This window comes from Arthrobacter sp. BK1, assembly GCF_056680055.1.
On sequence record NZ_CM155263.1, the window covers coordinates 367,265 to 389,394 of the forward strand.

Genomic DNA, 22,130 nt, shown 5'->3' on the forward strand with positions numbered 1-22,130 from the left:
TCCCGTGTTCCAGTCAGTAACAGTTTCTGCTGTCGCGCCCGGGTGCCGGGGACATAAAATTTCCTATGGCCACGACACCCGCTGTTGAGATCGACCGGAAGTTTGATGTCGAGTACATGGTCCTCCTTCCGTATTTGGAGGACCTGCCCGGCGTTGACCGGATGGACAGGCCAGTGGAGCATCGGCTGGAGGCGGAGTACTTCGACACCCGGGACCTGCGCCTGGCCTCTGCGCAAATAACGCTCCGCAGGCGGAAGGGCGGCGGGGACCCAGGGTGGCATCTGAAGCTCCCCTCCACTACGGGCGAGCGGAGGGAATTCCACGAACCGCTCGGCAAAATCAACGATGGGGTTCCGGAACCGCTGCTGGATCTCGTGAGCGTCCACACAAGGGGGCACGCGCTGAGCCCGGTTGCGAGGCTGGAGACCAAACGCATCGTGCACCGCCTCCTCAACAAGAAGGGCGAGGTTCTCGCCAGTGTCTGTGATGACACCGTGGAAGCCGAGACCCTGACGCCCAAGCGGGAAATCCGGAGTTGGCGTGAATGGCAGATCGAACTGGTCCAGGGCTCCCGGGACCTGCTTGAAGCCGGTCAGGACCGGCTGGCAGCCTCGGGCGTCCGGTCCTCCGTCTATGCATCCAAGCTGGCGCGGGCGCTGGGCCGGGATCCGCAAGCCCCCACGAACTCGGTGCCGAAACCTAAACCCAAGGGCCCCGCGGGGGATGTCCTGCTCGCCTACCTCATCGAACAGGTCCGGGAGCTCAAAACCCAGGACCCTCTCGTCCGGTTGGACGCCCCGGACGCGGTCCATAAAATGCGGGTAGCCACCCGGAGAATGCGCTCGGCACTGGCGACGTTCAGGAAACTCCTGAGCAACGGCGATTACGTAAACTCGATCCGGAATGAGCTGAAGTGGCTCGCCGGTGTGCTGGGCCAGGCCCGCGACGCCGAAGTCATGCACGCCCGTCTCAAGGACATGGTCGCGGAAGAACCGGGTGAGCTTGTCATGGGCCCCGTCACCCGCCGCATCGATCTTGAACTGAACGCCGATTACCAAAAAGCCCACACCAAGGTACTGAAAGCACTGAACGGGGCCCGCTACTTCCGCCTTCTCGACTCTCTCGACACCCTGCTCACCGGACCGCCATTGTCACCTCTCGCGGCCAAACCGGCCCGCAAAGTCATCCCGCGGCTCGTCAAGCGGGACGTCAAGCGTCTTCGTGCGGCAGTCCGGGACGCTCAGCGGAACCCGGCCGGAACCAGCGACCATCCGGCCCTGCACCAGGCACGAAAAGACGGCAAACGGCTGCGTTACGCCGCCGAAGCAGCAACGCCCATCAGCCCCAAGAAAGCCGCCCGCCTCGCGGCCGCCGCCCAAGGCGTCCAGCAAATTCTGGGCGACCACCAGGACAGCGTCGTCACCCGGGACCTGCTCCGCAGGCTCGGAGCCGAGGCCTTCGTCCAGGGCGAAAACGGGTTCAGCTATGGCCGGCTCCACGCGCTGGAGCAAGCCGCTGCGGTGGAAGCAGAAGCCCAATTCCACCGCCTCTGGAAGAAGTTTCCGGCAGCTTCCCACTAGAGGCCACTACCCGGTAAAGGCTGCCAGCTACTGCCGGCCCTGATGCTTAGCGCGCGGCCCGGAAGGCTTCAATAAACAGCTGCGCCCGTTCTTCGATGTACTGCTCGACAGGGATAAAGCTCGGATGCGAACGTGGTTCATGCATTGGGCTATGCGCTGCGATGTAGAGCCGGGACGAGTCGGTGTCCAGGACAAGACGTGATGGCGGGAATTCCTCTGTGGCACTTTCTTCCGGGCCAGCGGCCTCCAAGTCCTGTTCCGGAGCGAGCTGAACGTACCTGATCATTGCGTCCGTGAGATGGGTTCCGATACCCGTACCGAGCTCCAGCTCCCCCCGCTCGGGTGATGGTGAAATACACCGGACCATGCGGATGGCAGGTAAAACCTCCGGCCGTTGGGCGGAAGTGGGCGTCCGAGACAGGAATGAAGCATCGGACAGGGCAGTGAGTAGTCTCGCGGCTGCGTACGTTTCAAGATTCCGGTTCCCGAGGGCCTGAAAGAACGGCTCAAGCAGCTCCAGCCGGCGCCTCAACTCCGTTTCGTCCAGGTCAGACATGGCCCCGACCCGACTCCCAGGGGTTGCATTCGAACCGCAGTCCACCAGTAAACGCCCATCCCGGGCCGCTTCTGGCAGTGGTGAACGCTGGGTTTCCCGTCAGCGAGGGACGGCGCTGCGGGCGGCCAGTGAGTCCACGAGTTCGGGAAGGTCTTTGACGCCATCGAGGATGCGCAGGTGGGGGTGGCGTCCCAGTTCGTTTGCTCCGAGCTTTCCGGTAAGGACCCCGACGCCGTAGACGCCGGCGTTGGCGGCGGCTTGGAGATCGTTGATGGTATCGCCGGCGGCCAGCACGGCTCCTACCGCCAGGACGCCGGTGCGTTCCATGGCGCGGTGGATCATGTGCGGGGCTGGCCGGCCGCGGGGAACTTCGTCTGAGGTGACGACGGCGTCGAGCAGCTCGCCGTCGCCCACGCGCCACCCCAGGGTGGCCAGGAGCGGATTGGCCACGTCACGGGAGAATCCTGTAGTCAGTGCCACTTTGATGCCGTTGGCCTTGAGGGTGCGCAGCGCCTCTTCCACGCCGTCCAGCGGAACTGGTGCGTTCGCAGCATAGAAGGCTGCCAGCATTTCCTGGAAGCGGGCAAATGTGGCCGCAACCAGCGCGGGCCCGGGGGAAATGCCGCCCAGTCTCAGCAGGGCGGTAATGGCCTCGGTCTTGTCCGCACCCATCCAGGTTTGAAGGTTCCCCGGGGTCACTTCGGCTCCCGTTTCACGGACGGAGTCCTCCAGGGCGCGGTAGACATCTCCGTGCTCGTCGATGGTTGTTCCGGCCATGTCGAGGGCGACAAGTTCAATCATTGGTGCTGGTCCTTATGCTGTTGTTGGCACGCGCACCAGGTTGGCGCGGTGCTCGCTGGTGTTTTCGATGGTGAAGTTGGTCAGTCCGGGAATGTACCTGTCGTCGGAGTACTCGATTGGCCGACCGGCCGCCGATGAGGTGAGGCGCCGTTCGCGCAGCAAGGGTGAGCCGGGGTCGACGCCGAGCAGTTCCGCGTCCAGCCCGTCGGCTCCGATGGCGTCAATGGTGTGCTGGCCCCGGCTCAGGTCCACGCCCTGGCTTTTGAGGTAGCTGAAGATCGAGCCGCTGTCCGTATCGAAATCAAACAGGAGCCGGCCGGCATCTAGGACGAAGGTTGTCCGCTCAAGCATGGCGGGGGTGTCCCCGAGGAGCCGCAGCCGCACCACCTCAACCACTGGCTCACCTTCCTGGATACCCAGCTGGGCTGCCACCTCGGCCGAGGCCGGTCGGCGGGCGATCTCCCGGGTCTGCTGGCCCGGATTCTTCCCGATGGATCCGGCCCATTCGGTGAAGGACATAAAGGTGGTGAACGGCTGCGACACCGCGCCTCTGCCGGCGACCGGCTGCTTGCCGCGGCCGCCCACGATCAGGCCTTCGGTGCGCAGCGTCGCGAGGGCCTGCCGCACCGTTCCCCGGGATGCGTTGAATTCCCGGCAAAGCTCTGCCTCGCTGGGAATCCGGAATCCCTCGGGCCACAGGCCTGAGGTGAGTCGGGTGCGGAGCTCGTCGGTCAGTCGCTGGTGGAGAGGCTGGATTTGCGATATGGACATAACATGATCATACAAGTTGAGTCTTCGAGAATCCCTTATTTCCCAAGGCCTCGGATGAACAGGACATTAACTTCATGGGGATTTCATGAACAAAATGAAAACTTGTACAGACAAGTGCCGTTTTGGCTTGATCCGGCCCTCCGGCGACCGCCACTATCGATCTTGTGAATACCGAAAACCTCCAAACCCAGACCGCCGCCACCCTCCCCTCCTCAGTGGACGTGGTGGTTGTCGGCGCAGGTATCGTGGGGCTGGCCCATGCCGCGCTTGCCGCCGACCGCGGACTGTCCGTGCTGGTCATCGACCGTGACCACCGGGCCGTGGGGGCATCCATCAGAAACTTCGGACACTGCTGCATCACCGCCCAGACCGGCGACCTGTACGAACTGGCCATCACGGGCCGCAAGCACTGGCTGGACTTCTCGGACCGTGCAGGTTTCTGGTCCGCCGAGTCCGGCGCCGTGGTGGTGGCAAGCACCGCAACGGAACTGCGAGTCCTGCAGGAACTTGCCGAACGCCGCGAGACTGGCCAGATCGTGATGCTCAGCGCTGCGGAGACCGCCGGCCGGCTGGGCCGCATTGCTCCCGGCAAGAATATCGACCCGACGGAAGGTTCCGTTGTCGTGGGCGGCGCGTGGCTGCGCGATGACTTGCGCGTTGATCCACGCACCACGGTGGCCACCCTCGCGGCCTGGCTGGAGACACAGCCGGAGACGTCCGTGCGGTGGAACACGTCCGCCGTCGGGTTTGACGCAGGATCCGGGCGGACGGCGCGGGTGCGCACCACCCGCGGCGATGTGGAGGCAGACCAGGTGTTTGTGTGCGTGGGCCACGATGTGGACCTGCTCTTCCCCGAACTGGCCGACGGGCACAAAATCGAACGCTGCTCACTCCAGATGGCGGCCGCGGCCGCCCCTGCCGGACTTGACCTGCTGCCGGCGGTCCTGACGGCCACCTCCATGCTCCGCTACGGCGCCTTCGTGGAAATGCCGTCCGCCCCGGAGCTTCTGGCCGAAGTGCATGCCCAGGATCCGGATCTCCTGGAGATCGGCGCGAACGTGATGTTCACCCAGCGCCCTGACGGGACCCTGCTGCTGGGCGACTCCCACGCATACCAAAAGACCGCAGCACCTTTCCTGGCCGAGTCCACCTCCACGCTCCTCCTGAACCGTATCCAGGACGTCCTGGGTGTGCACAGCCTGGACATCACCGAACGCTGGCAGGGCATCTATGCCTCGTCCGAGGTGGGGCCGCTCCTGGTTGCCGGCGTTGCACCCGGAGTCACCGCCGTGTCCGTCACCGCCGGAATCGGCATGACCGTTTCCTTCGGGCTGGCAGCACGCAACGTCTCCACCCTCCCCTGAAACTCCCTTTCCCCCATTCTTCTGATCCGTCCACCCAAACTCCTGAAGGATTTCCCATGAACACCCGCTACTTCGCCCTGCTTCCGGCTGCCCTGCTCGCCGCCATCGGACTCTCGTCCTGCGCCGGCGCAGATGCTCAGACCGCGTCCGCCGACGCCCCCGCCTACTGCGCCGACGGCCCCCTCAAGTTCGGCATTGAGCCGTTCGAGGATCCCACCAAGCTCGAGCCCGCCTACCGTGCCCTCGCGGACGCCATGGAGGAGCGCCTCGGGTGCAAGGTGGAGGTCCAGGTCGTGGAGGACTACTCCGCTGAGGTGCTCGCCATGGCCAACAACCGCCTGGACATCGGACAGTTCGGCCCCATGGGGTACGTCTTCGCCAGCACCAAGGCCGGAGCGGAACCCATCGCCTCCTTCGGCACCGCCGAGGGCAAACTCAGCACCTACACGGCAGGGATCTGGGTGGCCAAGGATTCCGCCATCCGGTCCATCAGCGACCTCAAGGGCAAGGACGTCGCACTCGGCGGGATCGGCTCCACCTCCGGCGACGTCCTCCCCCGTTACGGACTGAAGACAGCAGGCATCAGCGAATCAGACGTGGACATCAACTACGCCGGCGGGCACCCTGAAGCCCTCCTGGCCCTGGCCAACGGCACCGTGGACGCCGCGCAGATCAACTCCCAAACCCTCGCCTCGGCCACCGCCGCCGGCACCTTCAAGGCCGAGGATTTCCGCCAGATCTGGACCTCGGAGCCCATACCCAACGATCCGATCACCATCCGCGGAAACGCCGATCCCGCCCTCAAGGAAGCCGTCCGCGACGCACTGGTGAACCTGCCCACAGAGGCCATCGAAAAAGTGGGCGCCTTCCTCGACGTCACCCCTCCAGGCCCACTGCTGTCCGTCACCAAGGACACCTACCAGCCGCTGTTCGACCTCGCCGCCACCATGGGCCTCACCGAGGAAGACCTGTGACCGCCGTCGAAGTCGCGGGCCTGACCAAAAGCTACTCCGGGACCAAGGTCCTGGACGGCGTGGACTTCACCGTCCGCTCAGGCGAGCTGCTCGCCTTCCTGGGCGCCAACGGCTCCGGAAAATCCACCACCCTCAAGTGCGTCATCGGGCTGACCCGCCCGGACACCGGCACCATCCGCGTCCAGGGAAAAGACCTCGGCGCCCTCCAGGGCCGGGCACAGATCCAGGCCCGCAGCGAAGCGGCCATGGTCTTCCAGAAAATCCATCTCGTTCCGCGCCGCACCGCCTTGGAGAACGTCTGCTCGGGCGGACTCCTGCGGGTCCGCGGACTTGCCTCGGTCAGCCCCGCCTTCTTTACCAACGAACTGAAAGAGGAAGCCATGGCGAACCTTGACCGCGTCGGACTCGCGCACGTCGCCCAGGAAAGGACCGGAAAGCTGTCCGGCGGCCAGCAGCAGCGCGTCGCGATCGCCAGGGCCTTGTGCCAGCGCGCATCGGTAGTGCTGGCGGACGAACCCGTCTCCGCCTTGGACCCCCACGCCGCCGAGCAGGTGATGGCCCTCCTGGCCGACCTCGCCCACACAGAAAACCTCGCCGTCGCAGCCGTCCTGCACCAGCCGGATCTTGCCATCCGCCACGCAGACCGCGCCATCGGCCTGCTCAAAGGCAAAATAGCATTCGACGCCGGGATGGACACCTTGACGGATGATGTTCTGGACACGCTCTACGCACCGGACCGGATCGCAGCATGAGCGCCCCGGCCTTCCTCCGTCCCACGGACCAGTGGACCCGCCGCGGAACAACAGCCACCGCCGTCGTGGTGTTCATCGTCCTGCACGTGATCGCGTTCGAAAGCACCGAATTCCAGCCGGCGCTGCTGGTTGACGGCGCCCAGGGCATGGGGCGGTTCCTCGCCGAAGCGTTCCCGCCGGACCTGGACTGGGAGAAAGTGCTCAAGCCCGGCCTCGAAGCCACCCTGGTAACACTCTGGATCGGTCTCCTGGGAACCACACTGTCCATTCCCACCGCGCTTCTGCTGGCCGCACTGGCTTCAGAAACCACCTCACCCCATCCCCTTTTGTACCAGGGGGCACGTACAGTCCTGTCCTTCCTCCGGGCCGTTCCTGACGTTGTCTTCGCGCTTATCTTCGTCACAGCAGTGGGCCTTGGCCCGTTCGCCGGAGTCCTGGCCCTGATTTGCCACAACACCGGCGTGATGGGCAAGCTCTGGGCCGAAGCCATGGAAGAAAGCGACCAAGGACCCGTCCTGGCCCTCGCCTCCGCAGGCGCCACCAAGCTGCAGCAAACGTTCCACGCCAGCATCCCCCTGGTGGTCCCCCAGTTCGTAGGGCTGCTCCTCTACCGCTTCGACGTCAACGTGCGCTCCTCCCTGGTCCTTGGCCTCGTGGGCGCCGGCGGGGTGGGTCTGCTGATCAACCAAGCCATCAAGTCCTTCCAGTTCGACCAGATGCTCACACACATCATCGTGGTCCTCATCCTGATCGTCGTGGTGGACCAGGCATCAGCGCTGATCCGCCGCAAGCTCGCCTGAGGCTTGGACAGAGCCGGCGACGGCGGGTGCTCCCTTCAGCAGCTTGTGGATCTGACGGAACGTCGAAATATTCGCCCAGGCGGCGGGCGATTGGCACCAGAGCGTTCTGTCACGGCACGTTTTCGTCCACACTGGGATGGTGACAGCTCACCCCCCGCAGCTGGCCCGCGCTGCTGACGCTGCCCCGCCGCGCACCCTGGTGCAGATTCTTCTGGAAAACGCACAACGGTTCCCGGATTCTTCCGCTTTGGATGACGGGCGTACCTCGCTCAGTTATGCGGAGCTGCTCCGCCATGTGAAGGCCTATGCCCGCCGCTTGCACCAGGCCGGGATCGGCGCCGGCGACAAGGTCGGCGTGCGGATCCCGTCGGGGACAAACGAGCTGTACCTGGCGATCCTGGCGGTCCTGCACGTGGGCGCGGCCTATGTCCCGGTCGACGCCGATGACCCGGACGAGCGGGCACGGCTGGTCTTCGAAGAGGCCGGGGTGGCAGGGATTGTGCGCGCGGGTGAAATCATCACCTCCCCGACCCGGGCCCGGCCTTTCCCCTCACCCCGGCAACCCACCCCGGAGGACGATGCGTGGGTGATCTTCACCTCCGGTTCCACCGGCACCCCCAAGGGTGTGGCAGTCACACATCGGTCCGCCGCCGCGTTTGTCGACGCCGAGGCTCGCCTCTTCCTACAGGCGGAACCGATCGGGACCTCGGACCGGGTTCTGGCCGGGTTGTCCGTGGCATTCGATGCCTCGTGCGAGGAAATGTGGCTGGCCTGGCGCAACGGCGCCTGCCTCGTGCCGGCTCCCCGGTCCCTGGTCAGGACCGGAATGGACCTGGGTCCGTTGCTGATCACCAACGGCATCACCGTCGTCTCCACTGTCCCCACCCTCGCCGGGCTCTGGCCCGCCGAATCCCTCGAGGCGGTCCGGCTCCTGATTTTCGGAGGCGAAGCCTGCCCGCCGGAGCTCGCTGCCCGCCTCGCCGTCGAGGAGCGGGAGGTCTGGAACACCTACGGTCCGACCGAGGCCACCGTCGTCGCATGTGCCGCGCCGATGGACGGGACAGGCCCGGTGCATATCGGGCTGCCCCTGGACGGCTGGGACCTGGCCGTCGTCGACCCGGCCGGAATCCCGGTCCCAGAGGGCGGCACCGGCGAACTGATCATCGGCGGTGTGGGCCTGGCCAGGTACCTTGATCCGGCCAAGGACGCGGAAAAGTACGCGCCCATGGACACTTTGGGATGGGCCCGGGCCTACCGCAGCGGGGACCTGGTCCGCTACGAACCCGACGGCCTCATCTTTCTCGGGCGAGCCGATGAACAGGTCAAACTCGGCGGCCGGCGGATCGAACTCGGGGAAATCGACGCCGCCCTCCAGTCCCTGCCGGGAATCCACTCGGCCGCGGCGGCCGTGCAGACCACAGCGGCAGGAAATCAGATCCTTGTGGGCTACCTCGTCCCGGCACCAGAGACCAACCCGGACCTGTCTGCGGCGCGGCACCTGCTCGCCGACCGGCTGCCCGCCGCACTGATCCCGCTGCTGGCAAGTGTTGAGTCCCTCCCGGTCAAGACCAGCGGCAAGGTCGACCGGAATGCCCTGCCGTGGCCGCTGGAAGCACAACCCGCGGGAGGGCCGGCTCCGGAGATTGACCTCGATGACCGCTCCGGGTGGATCGTGGAGCAGTGGACCGATGTCCTTGGCGCAGCCCCGGAGGGACTGGAGGCAGACTTCTTCGCCCACGGCGGCGGCAGCCTGGCCGCCGCCAGGCTGGTCTCGGCCCTGCGGGTTCGCTACCCCACCGTCACGGTCGCGGACATCTACGACCGCCCGCGCCTCGGTGCGCTGATCGAACTGGCGATCCTTTCCTCCCCCGACGGCGGCCACGAGGCGGCCTCATCCCAGGCGCGCACCGTGAAGCCCACCTCGAAGAGGTCACAGCTGTTCCAGCTCCTTGCCGGGACCCCGCTGCACCTGCTCGTGTCCATGCGGTGGCTGACGTATCTGATGGTCATCAACAACATCCTCGCCTCCACCGGGGTCCTTCCTGGAGCTCCGACTGTGTCTTGGTGGTGGGTGCTGGCCTCCTGGGCGGTGTTCGTCAGCCCCTGGGGGCGGATGGCAGTCTCTGCCGCAGCCGCCCGGCTCCTGCTCCGCGGCGTCACACCGGGCAGCTATCCGCGCTCGGGGAACATGCACCTGCGGTTGTGGCTTGCCGAACAGATCTCTGATCTCTCCGGTGCGGTCAGCCTCGCCGGCGCCCCCTGGGTTACGCACTATGCGCGGGCTCTCGGGGCGAAAATCGGCAAGGACGTGGACCTGCACTCGGTCCCGCCCGTGACCGGGATGCTGAGCCTGGGCACGGGCTGCTCGATCGAACCCGAAGTGGACCTTTCGGGATGGTGGATCGACGGGGACCTGGTGCACATCGGAGCCGTCAGGGTCGGTCCGGGAGCCACTGTGGGTTCGCGCAGCACCCTGATGCCCGGTACCCGGATCGGTGCCGGCGCCGAAATCGCACCGGGCTCCGCCGTCCTGGGGAAGGTGCGGGCAAACCAGCGCTTCGCCGGCTCCCCGGCGCAGCGGCTCGGCAAAGCACAGCAGCACCGGCCCGCCCATCCCCCGACCGGGGCAACAGCGGCGATCTGGTTCCCCGCCCACGCCACCGCCTCGGCGGTACTGGCCACCATCCCATACCTGTCGGCCGGCGCCGGAGCCCTGGCGGTCACCGCAGCCGTCCGCGGGCAGGACTCGCTATCGTCCTCCTGGCCGGTACTGCTGTGGGCCGTCCCCGTGGCGGCGGTCATCTGGTTCGTCTCGAACATGATTCTGATAGCCGCCGTCGTCCGGGTCCTCGGCCTCGGCCTCGCCCCCGGCCATTACCGGGTCCGCAGCCTCACCGGCTGGCGGGTCTGGGCGACAGAACGCGTCCTTGACCTCGCGAGGGACCTGCTGTTTCCGCTCTACGCAAGCCTGTTCACCCCCGTCTGGCTGCGGCTCCTCGGAGCCACGGTGGGCAAAAACGTCGAAGCGTCCACCGTGCTGTTGCTGCCGTCGATGACCACAGTCGGAGACGGGGCGTTCCTCGCCGATGACACCATGATCGCCTCCTACGAACTCGGCGGCGGCTGGATGACGATAGGCCGGGCCAAAATCGGGAAGCGGGCGTTCCTGGGCAATTCCGGGATGACCGGGGCTGGTCGCAGCGTCCCGAAGAACTCCCTCGTCGCTGTCCTGTCCGCAACACCGGCCAAGGCCAAGTCCGGGACATCCTGGCTGGGCAGCCCGCCGGTCCGGCTGCGCCGGGCCCGGATGGACATGGATCAGAGCCTGACCTTCAACCCTCCGCTGAGGTTGAAGGTCTACCGGGCCTGCTGGGAACTGGGACGCGCTGTCCCGGTGATCCTGACCGGAGCGATCGCGGCTGCCGTCCTCGCCGTCCTTAACCTTGTGGCGGCCCGCGCCGGCTACGCCGTCGCAGCCCTCCTCGGAACAGTGGTGGTCCTGGCCGCCGGTGCCGTGGCCGCGGGGAGCTCCGTTGCGGCAAAATGGCTGCTCGTGGGGCGGATCCGCGCGGGGGAACACCCGTTGTGGAGTTCCTTCATCTGGCGCAACGAAGTGGTGGACACGTTCATCGAAATGGTCACCGCCCCGTGGTTCGCCCGCGCCGCAGCCGGAACCCCGGCCCTGGTGTGGTGGCTGCGGGCCCTCGGCGCCCGGATCGGATCAGGCGCCTGGTGTGAAAGCTACTGGCTCCCCGAGGCAGACCTCGTGACGCTCGGCGCGAGCTCCACCGTCAACCGCGGCTGCGTGGTCCAGACCCACCTCTTCCATGACCGGGTCATGAGCATCGATACTGTCCGCCTTGACGACGGGGCCACCATGGGACCGCACGGCGTCATCCTCCCGGCCGCCCGGATCGGCGCCGGTGGCACCGTCGGGCCAGCGTCCCTGGTCATGCGCGGAGAAACGGTCCCCGCGGGCACCTACTGGATCGGTAACCCCGTCAGCCCCTGGCCCAGCCCACCGAACACATCAACCGCGGTCCCCGCCCGGGAAGCCCTGAAGCCATGACCGCCGACCGGCAGCCTGCCCCCGGAGCACGAATCCGCACCCGTTCGGCCGCAATCGATCTCGTGGCTGCGGACTCCTACACCCCCGGGAACAGAAGCGGCGACTACCAGGTGTCCCGCTAAGAGCTGCACCTGCACTACCAGGTCACCACCAGCCGATTCCAAAACCCGGCGGCGCCGCCAGTCCCTGTCCGTTTTCGGACCCGACCACCGGCACCGGGCCTGGGAATCCCAACGCCTTATAGCGCGAAATGGCCCACCAATGGTTCGGAACCGCCGCCACCTGGTCCGACATCTGGCTCCACGAAGGGTTCGCTTGTTCCGCCGAGTGGATCTGGTCAGGAGCCTCGGCCATCGTTACTTCGTGGCAATATCCGCCTCCGCTGCCGCCACCCTGAACCAGTTCGACGGCTATTGTGAGCCTTGTGGTCGACGCTGAGGCTGTACCTTCAGAATCTGTCCTGGGCTCGTCCGGAGCATCATCACACCATGCGTGATGTGCAATGGCCGGAAGGTCCGGCGGTACTAGGGCTTGCCTGGGATTTTTCCGAGCGGCTGGTCCGCCCGGCGGCCTCTCTCGCCGCTGGCCTGGGTCTGCACCTGGTATGTGCGTTTGTTGACCCGGCCACTTACCTTGTCGAGTGGGAGTCCGATGAGGACCGCGCAGCGAACTCTCTTGATCCGGTAGTCAATGAAGAGGCGCAATTCCCCTCCGGGCAGCTCCTGCGGCGGCTCGAATCGGTGCTCGGACCACCAGGGCAGCGGTGGTCGTTCCGCGTTCTTAATGGCGACCCCGCCAAAGCCCTTACCCGTCTGGCCGATAGCACCGGGGCGTCACTGATCATCGTTGGTGGGCCAAGGCCGGGATTCACCGCCCGGATGAGCCGGCTTCTGGAAGGTTCAGTTTCCACACTGTTGATTCGGCATCAGAAACGTCCTGTTCTAGTGATCCCCGACAGATGATGATGTCCACAAACCAACTTCCCCCGAGAGCTGCCGACCATCAGCGCAGCCCGTTGTAGCCGACGCAAACGACTTTCAGAAGACTCGGAATGTTCATCAGCCCGTCGTTGTGGATCAGTATTCGCCGGGCATACGCTCGGAGCGCTGGGTTACGTATTGGTAACCGGTCCTGAACTCAGATCAGGGCTGAGGGCTTGGCCGTTTTGGCGGAGCTCATCGGATAGGACCCGTTAATGCGCAGAGCGCCCAGCAATCCGAGCCGCGCACCTCCAGCAACGACTACTGGCATTGCCCTGCTCGCCCCACTCCGCACTCGCCGAAACCACGATGTCCGGAGCGGTCCGGCCGGCCCCTGCGCGGGCACGGTCCATGGAATATCACGGGAAGATGCTGGGGGGTATCTCCGACGCCGGACCAGAAGTCCGTGCAGTAATCGCTATCCACCTCTCGGAAGTGAGCACTCCCATGAAAAACACTACCCGCGCCCGCCTTGGCGCAGGACTTGCCTGTCTGGCATTGATCCTCTCCGGAACCACAGCCGCTCAAGCAAACCTTCCCGGAAGCCCGTTCGACGCCGGAGACGGCAATTTAGTCGTCAACGACGAGGTCAAGGACTGGGCAAACATCGGCATCAGCTGCGTAACCCCCATCGCGGGCTGCGGCCTCGATAAGCCGACCGGCCAGACAGATGATTCATTCGGAACAGGCACCAAGGAAGACACAGCCGTACCGTCCGTCGTCGACGGCTCTATACCGAACAACAAGAGCGACCTGACACGCTTCTACGCGAGGTTCGTGGAGGAAGCAAACGGCAGCACGTACGCCTACCTCGCCTGGGAACGGGTCCAGGAACCCAATGGCACCACGAACATGGACTTCGAATTCAACCAGTCATCTGTGCTTTCCTCCAACGGTGTGACTCCCGTCCGCACGGAAGGCGACGTACTGATCAAATATGACCTCTCCCAAGGCGGCGTCAATCCTGTCCTTGGGTATCACCGCTGGCTTTCGACTGGTGCGCGGACGCTCTGCGAAGCGGCCAACGCCACCCCTTGCTGGAGCAAGGTCCAGACACTGACCGGAAACTTCGAAGGCGCGATCAACACCGTTGCGGTGGAGGATCCAATTGATCCAGACGCTCCGCGGAATTTGAGCGTCAGGACCTTCGGCGAAGCAGCGATCAACCTAACGGCTGCCGGGATCGTCGGAGCAGACCCCTGTCTGCCGTTCAGCAGTGCCTATCTGAAGAGCCGGTCCTCGGACTCTTTCACGTCTGCAGTGAAAGACTTCATTGCCCCGATCTCCGTGGCGACATCGAAGTGTGGCGACATCAATGTGCTAAAGACAGATGACGACTCTCCGGCATCACCTCTGGCCGGTGCCATCTTCACGCTGTATAACGACGCCGCACCGGTAGGCGGAACGTTTGATCCGGCGACGGATCTGGCCGTAACCCCCGCCACAACGTGCACCACCGGCACCGACGGCAAATGCTCTTTCACCCAGGTGCTGGCAGCAAACTACTGGGTTGTTGAGAGCACAACACCCGCTGGCCACGACACGGCTGCGCCACAGGCTGTAACGCTGGTTGGAGGAGCCACCGTCAGCTTGACCTTCGCAAACCCGCGCGATTTCAAGATCATCGTGCTCGTCTGCAAAGAAGCTGACAACTCGCTGTACACCAGCACAGTTACAGTGGACGGCGTCGACAAATCGTCGCTGAGCGCTGCACCTTCCGGCCTGACCGCAGCCCAACTGTGTGGCCTTGGCGGGGCTGCATACGACGACAAGAGCTACGGCAACCACCCCGCGAACGTCAACATCCCACAATAGGCACCCTAATTGAGGATCGTGTAACTACCCGCGGACTGACATCCGCATCATCGTATCCAAGACCGGCAGGTCCCCGGCGCACCACCACTGGGGACCTGCCGGTAGGCGTTCAGAATCAAGCCGGACGCCGCCGTCGCCCACCAATACCACCACCCGGGCATCCGGCAGCGCTTCCGCTCACAGCGTCCGGCGCCGTCATGACGCTCGGGTCGGTGACAAGGATTTGGTCGCCGTTCTTAATGGCATCGCTGTCAATGAACGTCGGCTCAGTTCGGGCCCCAGCCAGACTATTCCGCCAGGCGCGGGGCAAGCCCCTGACAAATGGATTTGATCCGCACTGCAGACTCATTCGTTCAAACAGGGTCCCGTGCATCCTGCCCTCCGATGCCCGCCCCGTGAGCAACCCGGTCCTTTAGACTCCCGTAAGACGGGACTACACCCCAACCTGACAACCAAGAGCCTGCAGTAGAGGACCAATGCGACATTGCAGGGTGGCGAATGATCACTGGGAGGTCGGCCCTCTCCGTCGAAATCACCGACACGGCGTGCGCACAATCCGCTTTCTCACCGCGACAACGGCCGCTTTGACCGCGGTTTTGCAGGCATCTGTTCCTTTCCCGGCGATTCATAGTCAATAAGGAGAGCTGGTGGTCTGCCTGAAAGGAGGCAAGCCCACCGGTTCTGGCATAGTCGCGCGACCCAACTCGGTGACGACGTGGTCTTTAGCGAACGGGGGTGCCAGGTTCGGGCGGGATTCCGAGGGCCTACCAGGCCAAGAGGAGATGGAACCAAACGATGAACATCACGATGGCGCAGGGGCAGGGTGGGGGACACAAGTGTTCCGATGCCGGCTTTTTGTTGCGGTCTGCAGGTAGCCGACGCAGAGCGAAAGGAAATGGGATACGCACACCGTGATAGCCATGTGGGGCCGCTTCCCCTACAAATCCAGGGGCTTGCGCGCACATTTGCAAGCGAGCTGATGATGGCTTGAGCCGAAGGGGATCGGCTTGGGGAATGGGAAAACGAAAGGCGCGCTCTGCGAACGGTGCGCCCCTTTCCCGTATCTGACCCGAGGTGTCCCTCGCCACCCGCCGCTGGTTTCAGACAGGGCTTTGGGCGCCCTAGACGATGTCGTCTGCGGACTGCCGGACGGTTCATTGCCAACATGTTCCGGGCCCGCGTTGCTCGTTTCCAGCACAGAGCCCCCGCGCTGCTCCAGGGTGACGACTCTTCGGGGGTTACGGTGCCGGGCAGGAATATCTGGAGACGGTTTCTCGAACAGGTGATGAACAGTTGCGGAAGCCATTTAGAACCGCAGTGCGTGGGAGCCAACTCTGACTTCACGGCGCTTTAGTGTCGATAATCATGACCAACCCCAATCATCGTCACCGCCGCGCGGTTATCACCGCACTGGCCGTGTCCCTCCCCTTCGCCTTCCTCACCCCGGCAGGCGCCTCCACCGCAGCCCCCACGGCGCCGACCCCGGATCAGCAGGCTGCTGCACCATCACCATCCGCCCATCTGGATCTCGGTGCGCAGGACCTGCCCGAGATGCGGAACGTGGTCACCTTGGCCCCGGGCCTGACCCGGACCACGATCACCCGGGGCGCCCCGAACCAGGACTTCTTCTGGGCCGCCGAAGTGGCGGTCCCGTCCACGTCGCACGACCCCGATGCCCCCGCTTCCGCGTTGTCCACCCAGGCGCAGGCCCAGATGGTCGCCGACAAGCTCACCGCCGCCGGCGTTACGGCCAGGGTTGAGCACGTACAGTCACCCCAGCTGGCCGACGCCGGCGGGGACCTCGGTTACCGCGTCCGCGTGGGTCAGTTCGGAGCCAAGGACGACGGGTCCGCCACCGTCAACCAGATCAAGGCCGCCGGCTACAAAGCCTCGGTAATCTATACCGGTTGGGACGGCGACGCCGGTACCAGCGAAAACGACCGCGGCCCCTGGAACCTGCAGGTGCTGACCATTGACCCGAAGGAATACCGCGGCGACCTCACCTCCTCCTTCGGACCGAACCTCGAGGACCGCGAAACCACCAGCCAGCTCTCCGCTGCCGCCGGCGCTCTGGCAGCCGTCAACGGCGGGTTCTTCACAATGGACCCCGCAGCAGGCGCCCCCGGCGACCCCGCCGGAGCGGCAGTACATGATGGCAAGGTCCTCAGCGAACCCGTCGGTGATCGGCCCTCCCTCGTCCTGGATAAGAACGGCACCTCCATCCAGCGTCTGCACTGGCACGGCACGGTCACCGCACCAGGTCAGGCTGAACTCCCCCTGGACGGAATCAACCGGGTCCCCGGGCTCATCCGCAACTGCGGCGGCACCAATGACACCCCCACGAACCTGCCGCTGCACGACTTCACCTGCACCGACGCCGACGAAATCGTCGCCTTCACCCCCGAGTTCGGCCCCACCACCCCGGCCGGGCCCGGACTCGAAGTCATCCTGGACACCCATGGCACCGTCACCGCAGTCAACCACACCCGCGGCACCGGGGTCCCCGCAGGCGGTCAGACCGTACAGGCCATCGGCTCGGACGTCGACAAACTCGCCGCCCTGGCCGTCCCGGGCAGAAAGCTGAAGGTCAACACGGATTTGCTCGACGAAGACGGTAAGGCCCTGAAGGCTGGATCCAGCACTGATGTCGTCAACGGCGGCCCGACCCTGGTCCAAAACGGCCAGCTGAACATCACCGCCAAACGCGACGGGATGGTCCGCGCCAACGACAACAACAGCTTCTTCTACGGCTGGGTCCACAAACGCAACCCCCGCACCATCGCCGGGGTCGACGCCCAAGGCCACACCCTGTTGGTCACCGCCGACGGCCGCCAGACCACCAGCCTGGGGCTGAGCATCAAAGAATCCGCCGATGTCGCACGGTCCTTGGGGATGGTCAACGCCATCAACCTCGACGGCGGAGGATCCACCACCTTGGTCCAGGGCGGCCAGGTCGTGAACTCCCCCTCGGACGCCACCGGGGAACGTCCTGTCGGCGACGTTCTCCTCCTGCTCGCGGGCCGCTAGCCGTAACCCGGCACAGGCCCAGACCCTACCCATCACAGAAACACTTGGAGAGCCCATGAAATACACGAAGCTGCTGACCGCAGCCGCCATCACCGCCGGCCTCGCCCTGGGAACATCCCTCCCGGCCCAGGCCGCCGACACCAATCCCAACGGAACGGACAACCATTTCGACCTGCAGGCACACCGCGGTGGCCTTGGCCTGACCGTCGAATCAACCCTCGCCTCCTTCGCCAAGGGGATCGAGACAGGCGTATCCACGCTCGAACTCGACCTGCAGATCACCAAGGACGGCCGCGAAGTCATCACCCACGACCGCAAAATCAGCGGACAAAAGTGCACGGACACCGCCCCCGTCACTCCCGGGGACCCGTCCTTCCCCTATGTCGGCAAATACATCAAGGACCTCACCTTCGACCAGGTCCGCAGCCTGGATTGCGGCTCGCTCACCCTGCCGCAGGTCCCTGGCCAGCAGGCTTCTCCCGGCGCGAAGATGCCCACCCTCGCCGAGGTATTCGACCTGGCAAAGCAGTACCGGGCCAGCCAGGTCAAGTTCAACATCGAGACCAAAGTCGAAGCCGGCGCCCCCGAACAAACCGCACCGCGGGAACAGTTCGTGGACGTGGCCCTGCGCGAAATCAACGCCGCGCACATGGCCGAGCGGGTCTCCATCCAGAGCTTCGACTGGGGCGCCCTGCGCCTAGTCAAGGAACGCCAGCCCGGAATCCGCACCGTGGCCCTGACCAACAAGGACTTCCTGCAGGCCGGCCAGCCCGGCGCCTCACCCTGGCTGGGCGGCGTCGACTCGGACGACTTCGGCGGCGACCTCGTGGACTCCGCAGCCTCACTCGGCTTCGACGCCATCTCACCCGTCCACGGCACACCGCAAAACGGCACCGTCGCCGACCCCGCCTACATGCCCTACGTGACCGCAGACATGGTCACCCGCGCCCACAGCAAGGGCATGCAGGTCATCCCGTGGACCGTCGATGACAAACCGACCATGCGCGCCCTCATGGACGCCGGGGTCGACGGGCTCATCACCGACTACCCGAACCGCCTGCGGGAAGTCATGGCCGAGCGGTCCCTGAAACTGCCCAAGCAATACACCCTCACTCCTGGCGCATCTGCAACCGCATCAAGCTGACCGCTAGCCAGGCCGCAGGAAGCCCCTGCCCCCCAAAGGGGCGGGGGGCTTCCCGGCATCTGGGCGGGGAAGCGCCGCAATGGGTGGGCTACTGTCGCAGCCGATCCCTGACGGCATGCTCGACCGAAACTGGGACGGTCGGGGCGAGCATCAGTTCATCGTCCATGCCCGGTCCCTAGCGGCGTCCGGTGACAGCCGGGTGTCAAAGAGGAGACCGAGCAGGGCCGGCAAATGGCCACTCCCCCTTACGAGGCCTGCAGCCTGTCGTTTCTTCTTTCGATACCTGTCCTTGTCCCTCCTGCCATCCCGGGCGCCTATGTTTGATCGCGCCCCACCGGGCATCCCCCAACACGCACCTGGAGCAGACATGAAGATGAAGCGCGTCCTGGCCATCACAGCGATCGCCGCAGCCGCCCTGACAGCCGGAACCTCCGCTGTGGCCACCAACGGGCAAACCCCGAAGGGCCTCACGCCAGAAGCGGAAGCCTTGACCAAGGTCGACCGCAACACCCAGTGGGAGCAGGTCCAAAAGCTCAAACTGGACTTCCCGACGTACCACCCCCAGGGCATGTCGCTGGTCGGCGACAAAATCTTCCTCAGCAGCGTCGAGATCATCGAACCAACGGTGCGCTACCCCTCACCCGTCGACGGGTACGACCGCAGCACAGGAAAGGGCCGCGGGCACGTCTTCGTCCTCGACCGCCAAGGGAACCTAATCAAAGACATCGTCCTGGGCGAGGACACGATCTACCACCCGGGCGGGACGGACTTCGACGGCGAAAAGGTCTGGGTACCCGTGGCCGAGTACCGGCCCAACAGCAGCTCGATCGTTTACACCATCGACCCGGACACCTACGAGGTCACGGAACAGTTCCGCCAGACCGACCACGTCGGCGGAGTCGTCGCCGACCGTAAAACCAACCGGATCAGCGGCGTCAGCTGGGGCTCCCGCACGCTCTTCACCTGGAACGGCCAAGGCAGGCTGCTGGGGACGCAGGGCAACCCCAGCCACTTCATCGACTACCAGGACTGCGAGTATGCCGGAGCCGGGCACCAGCTCTGCTCCGGTGTAACCGGCCTCAAAACCGCCGAGGGAAAACCGTTCGAGCTCGGCGGACTCGCCCTGACCAACCTCTCAGACGGAACAATCGTCCACGAGGTCCCCTTCCAAAAGTTCTCCACCACCGGCCACTCCATAACCCGGAACCCTGTCGCCATGGAATCCGAAGGGGACGTCCTGAGGCTGTTCGCCGCCCCCGACGACGGCGAAGAAAGCGCTGGAACGGAACTCTTCGTGTTCGAAGCCCGCCCCTGACCGAGGAAAGACTCCATGCAGGCGGGGCCCACTCACTGGTCCCCGCCTGCACAACACGCCCAGGAATCCAACTCCACAGGCTAGCAGCACGGCCGGGAGCCTACCCCACAGTCTCCTCATGGTGGCGGCAGAATGGGGTTACCCGCAAATCGTGGACAGTTGTTCAGGCGGCTTGTGCCGGCTGAGGTTTATTCGTACTGAGGAGTCGTTCGTGTTCCACGGGTGTGGCGTAGCCCAGGGCTGAGTGGAGCCGGGCGCGGTTGTAGAACTCCTCGATCCAGCGTCCCGTTGCCCGGATCGCGTCGTGCCTGGTTGCCCAGCGGCGCCGGTCGTAGAACTCGCTTTTCAAGGTCGACCAGAAAGACTCCTGCATCGCGTTGATGCTCCTATTGTTGTCAACCCGCGATTACGCCGGTCGCCAGGGTGGGCTTGAGCAGGTGGTAGACCTCGCGGATGATGTAGCGCTTGAGGCAGCGGATGATGTCGCGCTTGGATTTCCCTTCGGCGGTTCTGCGGGCGACGTAGGCAATGGTGGGTTCGTGGAATTTCATCCTCACGATCGCTGTGCGGTAAATGGCGGCGTTGAGTTGCCGGTGTCCGCCGCGGTTAAGACGGTGGCGGCCAGAGGTCATGCCGGAGCCGGTGGGGATGGGGCTGATGCCGGCGAGTTTGGCCTCTTCCGAAAGATCGCTCTGGGGTTACCCGCAAATCGTGGACAGTTGTTCAGGCGGCTTGTGCCGGCTGAGGTTTATTCGTACTGAGGAGTCGTTCGTGTTCCACGGGTGTGGCGTAGCCCAGGGCTGAGTGGAGCCGGGCGCGGTTGTAGAACTCCTCGATCCAGCGTCCCGTTGCCCGGATCGCGTCGTGCCTGGTTGCCCAGCGGCGCCGGTCGTAGAACTCGCTTTTCAAGGTCGACCAGAAAGACTCCTGCATCGCGTTGATGCTCCTATTGTTGTCAACCCGCGATTACGCCGGTCGCCAGGGTGGGCTTGAGCAGGTGGTAGACCTCGCGGATGATGTAGCGCTTGAGGCAGCGGATGATGTCGCGCTTGGATTTCCCTTCGGCGGTTCTGCGGGCGACGTAGGCAATGGTGGGTTCGTGGAATTTCATCCTCACGATCGCTGTGCGGTAAATGGCGGCGTTGAGTTGCCGGTGTCCGCCGCGGTTAAGACGGTGGCGGCCAGAGGTCATGCCGGAGCCGGTGGGGATGGGGCTGATGCCGGCGAGTTTGGCGAAGGCTGCCTCGGAGTGGATGCGCTCGGGGTTGTCTCCTGCGACGATCAGGATCTCGGCAGCGGTGTCGGGCCCGATTCCGTAGGCGTCCAGCAGTTGGGGCGCGGTTCGGGTGACTAGGGTCTCGATCATGCCGGCCAGTTCCTTGGCCTCGGCATCCAGGTTCTGCCAACGCCGGGCGATCGAGCGCAGGGCGTGACGGATGGAGTCCTCGGGGGTGTCCAGGGCCCGGGGACGCAGGGCGCCCAGATAGCGGGCGAGCATGATCTGTGTTTTCTCTGCCGTGTCCTTTCGCATCGGTTCCGGGGCATGGATGAGCATAGCTTTGAGTGTGACCATGGCCGCGGAGCGGTCCTTCACGGCGGTGTCGTGGGCGATCTTGAGTTCACGGATCATTTCCACGGTCCCGTCAGCGGTTTTCGGGACAGCGGTCGCGAATCCGGCGAGCACTGCGCGGGCGGCGTTCTCCGCGTCGAGGGTGTCGGATTTCCCGGCGAGCCTGCGCATGCGCCGGTCGGGGCGGTTCACTTCGACCACCTTGTGTCCTTGCCTGCGGATGAACGAAGTCAGGCCGGCCCCGTAGGAGCCGGTTCCTTCGACGCCGAACGCGATGATCTTGCCGAACGAAACAGCCCAGCCGAGCAGCTGGCCGAAGCCGGCCGAATCGGTGGTCACTGTCAGGGTGTCGAGGATGCCGCCGATCGGATCCATGACGGCGGCGACGTGCACGTGTTTGTGCGTGTCGACGCCAATGACTATGTGTCCTGAGCGGGCGGGTACGAGGATGTGTGGTGCCATGGTGCGTGTTGCCTCCTGCCGGATAACGTGGATATCACGCTGTCGCCGGCGGGTGGACAGGACTGTCATGGGGACGCTGTCGAATGCTGGCTCCAGGCTCCTATCAGGTCACGCCCTGCCCGGCGACAGTGTTTGTTGCTGCCCGGTCGC

At 65.0% G+C, this 22,130-nt stretch carries 16 protein-coding genes and 3 pseudogenes; 13 read left to right on the plus strand and 6 right to left on the minus strand.

What is annotated here, in order from left to right; all coding sequences use genetic code 11:
* Nucleotides 1-65: 65 nt before the first annotated feature.
* Nucleotides 66-1,580 (plus strand): CYTH and CHAD domain-containing protein, encoded by a 1,515-nt coding sequence (locus tag AC1MCA_RS01640; RefSeq protein WP_479800763.1) that lies wholly within the window; start codon nt 66-68, stop codon nt 1,578-1,580.
* Between the two features lie 655 nt (nt 1,581-2,235).
* Here the strand turns inward: AC1MCA_RS01640 and AC1MCA_RS01645 are convergent.
* Both AC1MCA_RS01645 and AC1MCA_RS01650 read right to left on the minus strand, forming a co-directional pair.
* Nucleotides 2,236-2,937, minus strand: a complete 702-nt coding sequence (locus AC1MCA_RS01645; RefSeq protein WP_479800765.1) for a phosphonatase-like hydrolase — start codon at nt 2,935-2,937, stop codon at nt 2,236-2,238.
* 12 nt (nt 2,938-2,949) lie between these two features.
* Nucleotides 2,950-3,708 carry a GntR family transcriptional regulator gene (locus AC1MCA_RS01650; RefSeq protein ID WP_479800767.1) on the minus strand — a complete coding sequence of 253 codons (759 nt, stop codon included), beginning with the start codon at nt 3,706-3,708 and terminating at the stop codon, nt 2,950-2,952.
* A 164-nt stretch (nt 3,709-3,872) separates the two neighbouring features.
* Here AC1MCA_RS01650 and AC1MCA_RS01655 point away from each other — a divergent pair, with 164 nt between their 5' ends.
* The 12 genes from AC1MCA_RS01655 (at nt 3,873) to AC1MCA_RS01710 (ending at nt 19,948) form a co-directional block, all read left to right on the plus strand.
* Complete coding sequence (locus AC1MCA_RS01655; RefSeq protein ID WP_479800769.1) at nt 3,873-5,072, plus strand: TIGR03364 family FAD-dependent oxidoreductase; 1,200 nt, start codon at nt 3,873-3,875, stop codon at nt 5,070-5,072.
* Nucleotides 5,073-5,128: 56 nt separating this feature from the next.
* On the plus strand, nt 5,129-6,046 hold the full coding sequence (locus AC1MCA_RS01660) for a phosphate/phosphite/phosphonate ABC transporter substrate-binding protein (protein ID WP_479800770.1): 918 nt from the start codon (nt 5,129-5,131) through the stop codon (nt 6,044-6,046).
* Complete coding sequence (locus tag AC1MCA_RS01665; RefSeq protein ID WP_479800772.1) at nt 6,043-6,798, plus strand: phosphonate ABC transporter ATP-binding protein; 756 nt, start codon at nt 6,043-6,045, stop codon at nt 6,796-6,798. The genes AC1MCA_RS01660 and AC1MCA_RS01665 overlap by 4 nt, the downstream gene beginning before the upstream one ends.
* Nucleotides 6,795-7,598, plus strand: coding sequence for a phosphonate ABC transporter, permease protein PhnE (gene phnE / locus AC1MCA_RS01670; RefSeq protein WP_479800774.1), 804 nt, complete (start codon nt 6,795-6,797; stop codon nt 7,596-7,598). The genes AC1MCA_RS01665 and phnE overlap by 4 nt, the downstream gene beginning before the upstream one ends.
* A 139-nt stretch (nt 7,599-7,737) precedes the next feature.
* The gene (locus AC1MCA_RS01675) at nt 7,738-11,667 is read left to right on the plus strand and encodes a Pls/PosA family non-ribosomal peptide synthetase (RefSeq protein WP_479800775.1); all 3,930 of its coding nucleotides are present in this window, start codon (nt 7,738-7,740) and stop codon (nt 11,665-11,667) included.
* Nucleotides 11,664-11,789, plus strand: a complete 126-nt coding sequence (locus tag AC1MCA_RS01680) for a hypothetical protein (protein ID WP_479800776.1) — start codon at nt 11,664-11,666, stop codon at nt 11,787-11,789. The genes AC1MCA_RS01675 and AC1MCA_RS01680 overlap by 4 nt, the downstream gene beginning before the upstream one ends.
* Nucleotides 11,790-11,917: 128 nt before the next feature.
* The gene (locus tag AC1MCA_RS01685; RefSeq protein WP_479800777.1) at nt 11,918-12,064 is read left to right on the plus strand and encodes a hypothetical protein; all 147 of its coding nucleotides are present in this window, start codon (nt 11,918-11,920) and stop codon (nt 12,062-12,064) included.
* 91 nt (nt 12,065-12,155) lie between these two features.
* On the plus strand, nt 12,156-12,629 hold the full coding sequence (locus AC1MCA_RS01690; RefSeq protein WP_479800778.1) for a universal stress protein: 474 nt from the start codon (nt 12,156-12,158) through the stop codon (nt 12,627-12,629).
* 465 nt (nt 12,630-13,094) lie between these two features.
* Nucleotides 13,095-14,462, plus strand: coding sequence for a SpaA isopeptide-forming pilin-related protein (locus AC1MCA_RS01695; RefSeq protein ID WP_479800779.1), 1,368 nt, complete (start codon nt 13,095-13,097; stop codon nt 14,460-14,462).
* Nucleotides 14,463-15,827: 1,365 nt separating this feature from the next.
* Entirely contained in the window at nt 15,828-17,489 is a 1,662-nt protein-coding gene (locus tag AC1MCA_RS01700) for a phosphodiester glycosidase family protein (RefSeq protein ID WP_479800780.1), read from the plus strand.
* Between the two features lie 55 nt (nt 17,490-17,544).
* On the plus strand, nt 17,545-18,633 hold the full coding sequence (locus AC1MCA_RS01705; protein ID WP_479800781.1) for a glycerophosphodiester phosphodiesterase family protein: 1,089 nt from the start codon (nt 17,545-17,547) through the stop codon (nt 18,631-18,633).
* A 367-nt stretch (nt 18,634-19,000) separates the two neighbouring features.
* Nucleotides 19,001-19,948: a DUF6454 family protein gene (locus AC1MCA_RS01710; protein ID WP_479800782.1), complete on the plus strand. Its 948-nt coding sequence runs from the start codon at nt 19,001-19,003 to the stop codon at nt 19,946-19,948.
* Nucleotides 19,949-20,111: 163 nt separating this feature from the next.
* Here AC1MCA_RS01710 and AC1MCA_RS01715 read toward each other — a convergent pair.
* The 4 genes and pseudogenes from AC1MCA_RS01715 to AC1MCA_RS01730 all read right to left on the minus strand — a co-directional run.
* Nucleotides 20,112-20,327, minus strand: a pseudogene (locus AC1MCA_RS01715) (integrase core domain-containing protein); the annotation flags it as partial.
* A 16-nt stretch (nt 20,328-20,343) separates the two neighbouring features.
* Nucleotides 20,344-20,610 (minus strand): annotated as a pseudogene (locus AC1MCA_RS01720) (transposase); the annotation flags it as partial.
* Nucleotides 20,611-20,671: 61 nt separating this feature from the next.
* Nucleotides 20,672-20,887 (minus strand): annotated as a pseudogene (locus AC1MCA_RS01725) (integrase core domain-containing protein); the annotation flags it as partial.
* A gap of 16 nt (nt 20,888-20,903) precedes the next feature.
* Nucleotides 20,904-21,980, minus strand: coding sequence for an IS110 family RNA-guided transposase (locus tag AC1MCA_RS01730; protein ID WP_479800784.1), 1,077 nt, complete (start codon nt 21,978-21,980; stop codon nt 20,904-20,906).
* Nucleotides 21,981-22,130 lie beyond the last annotated feature (150 nt).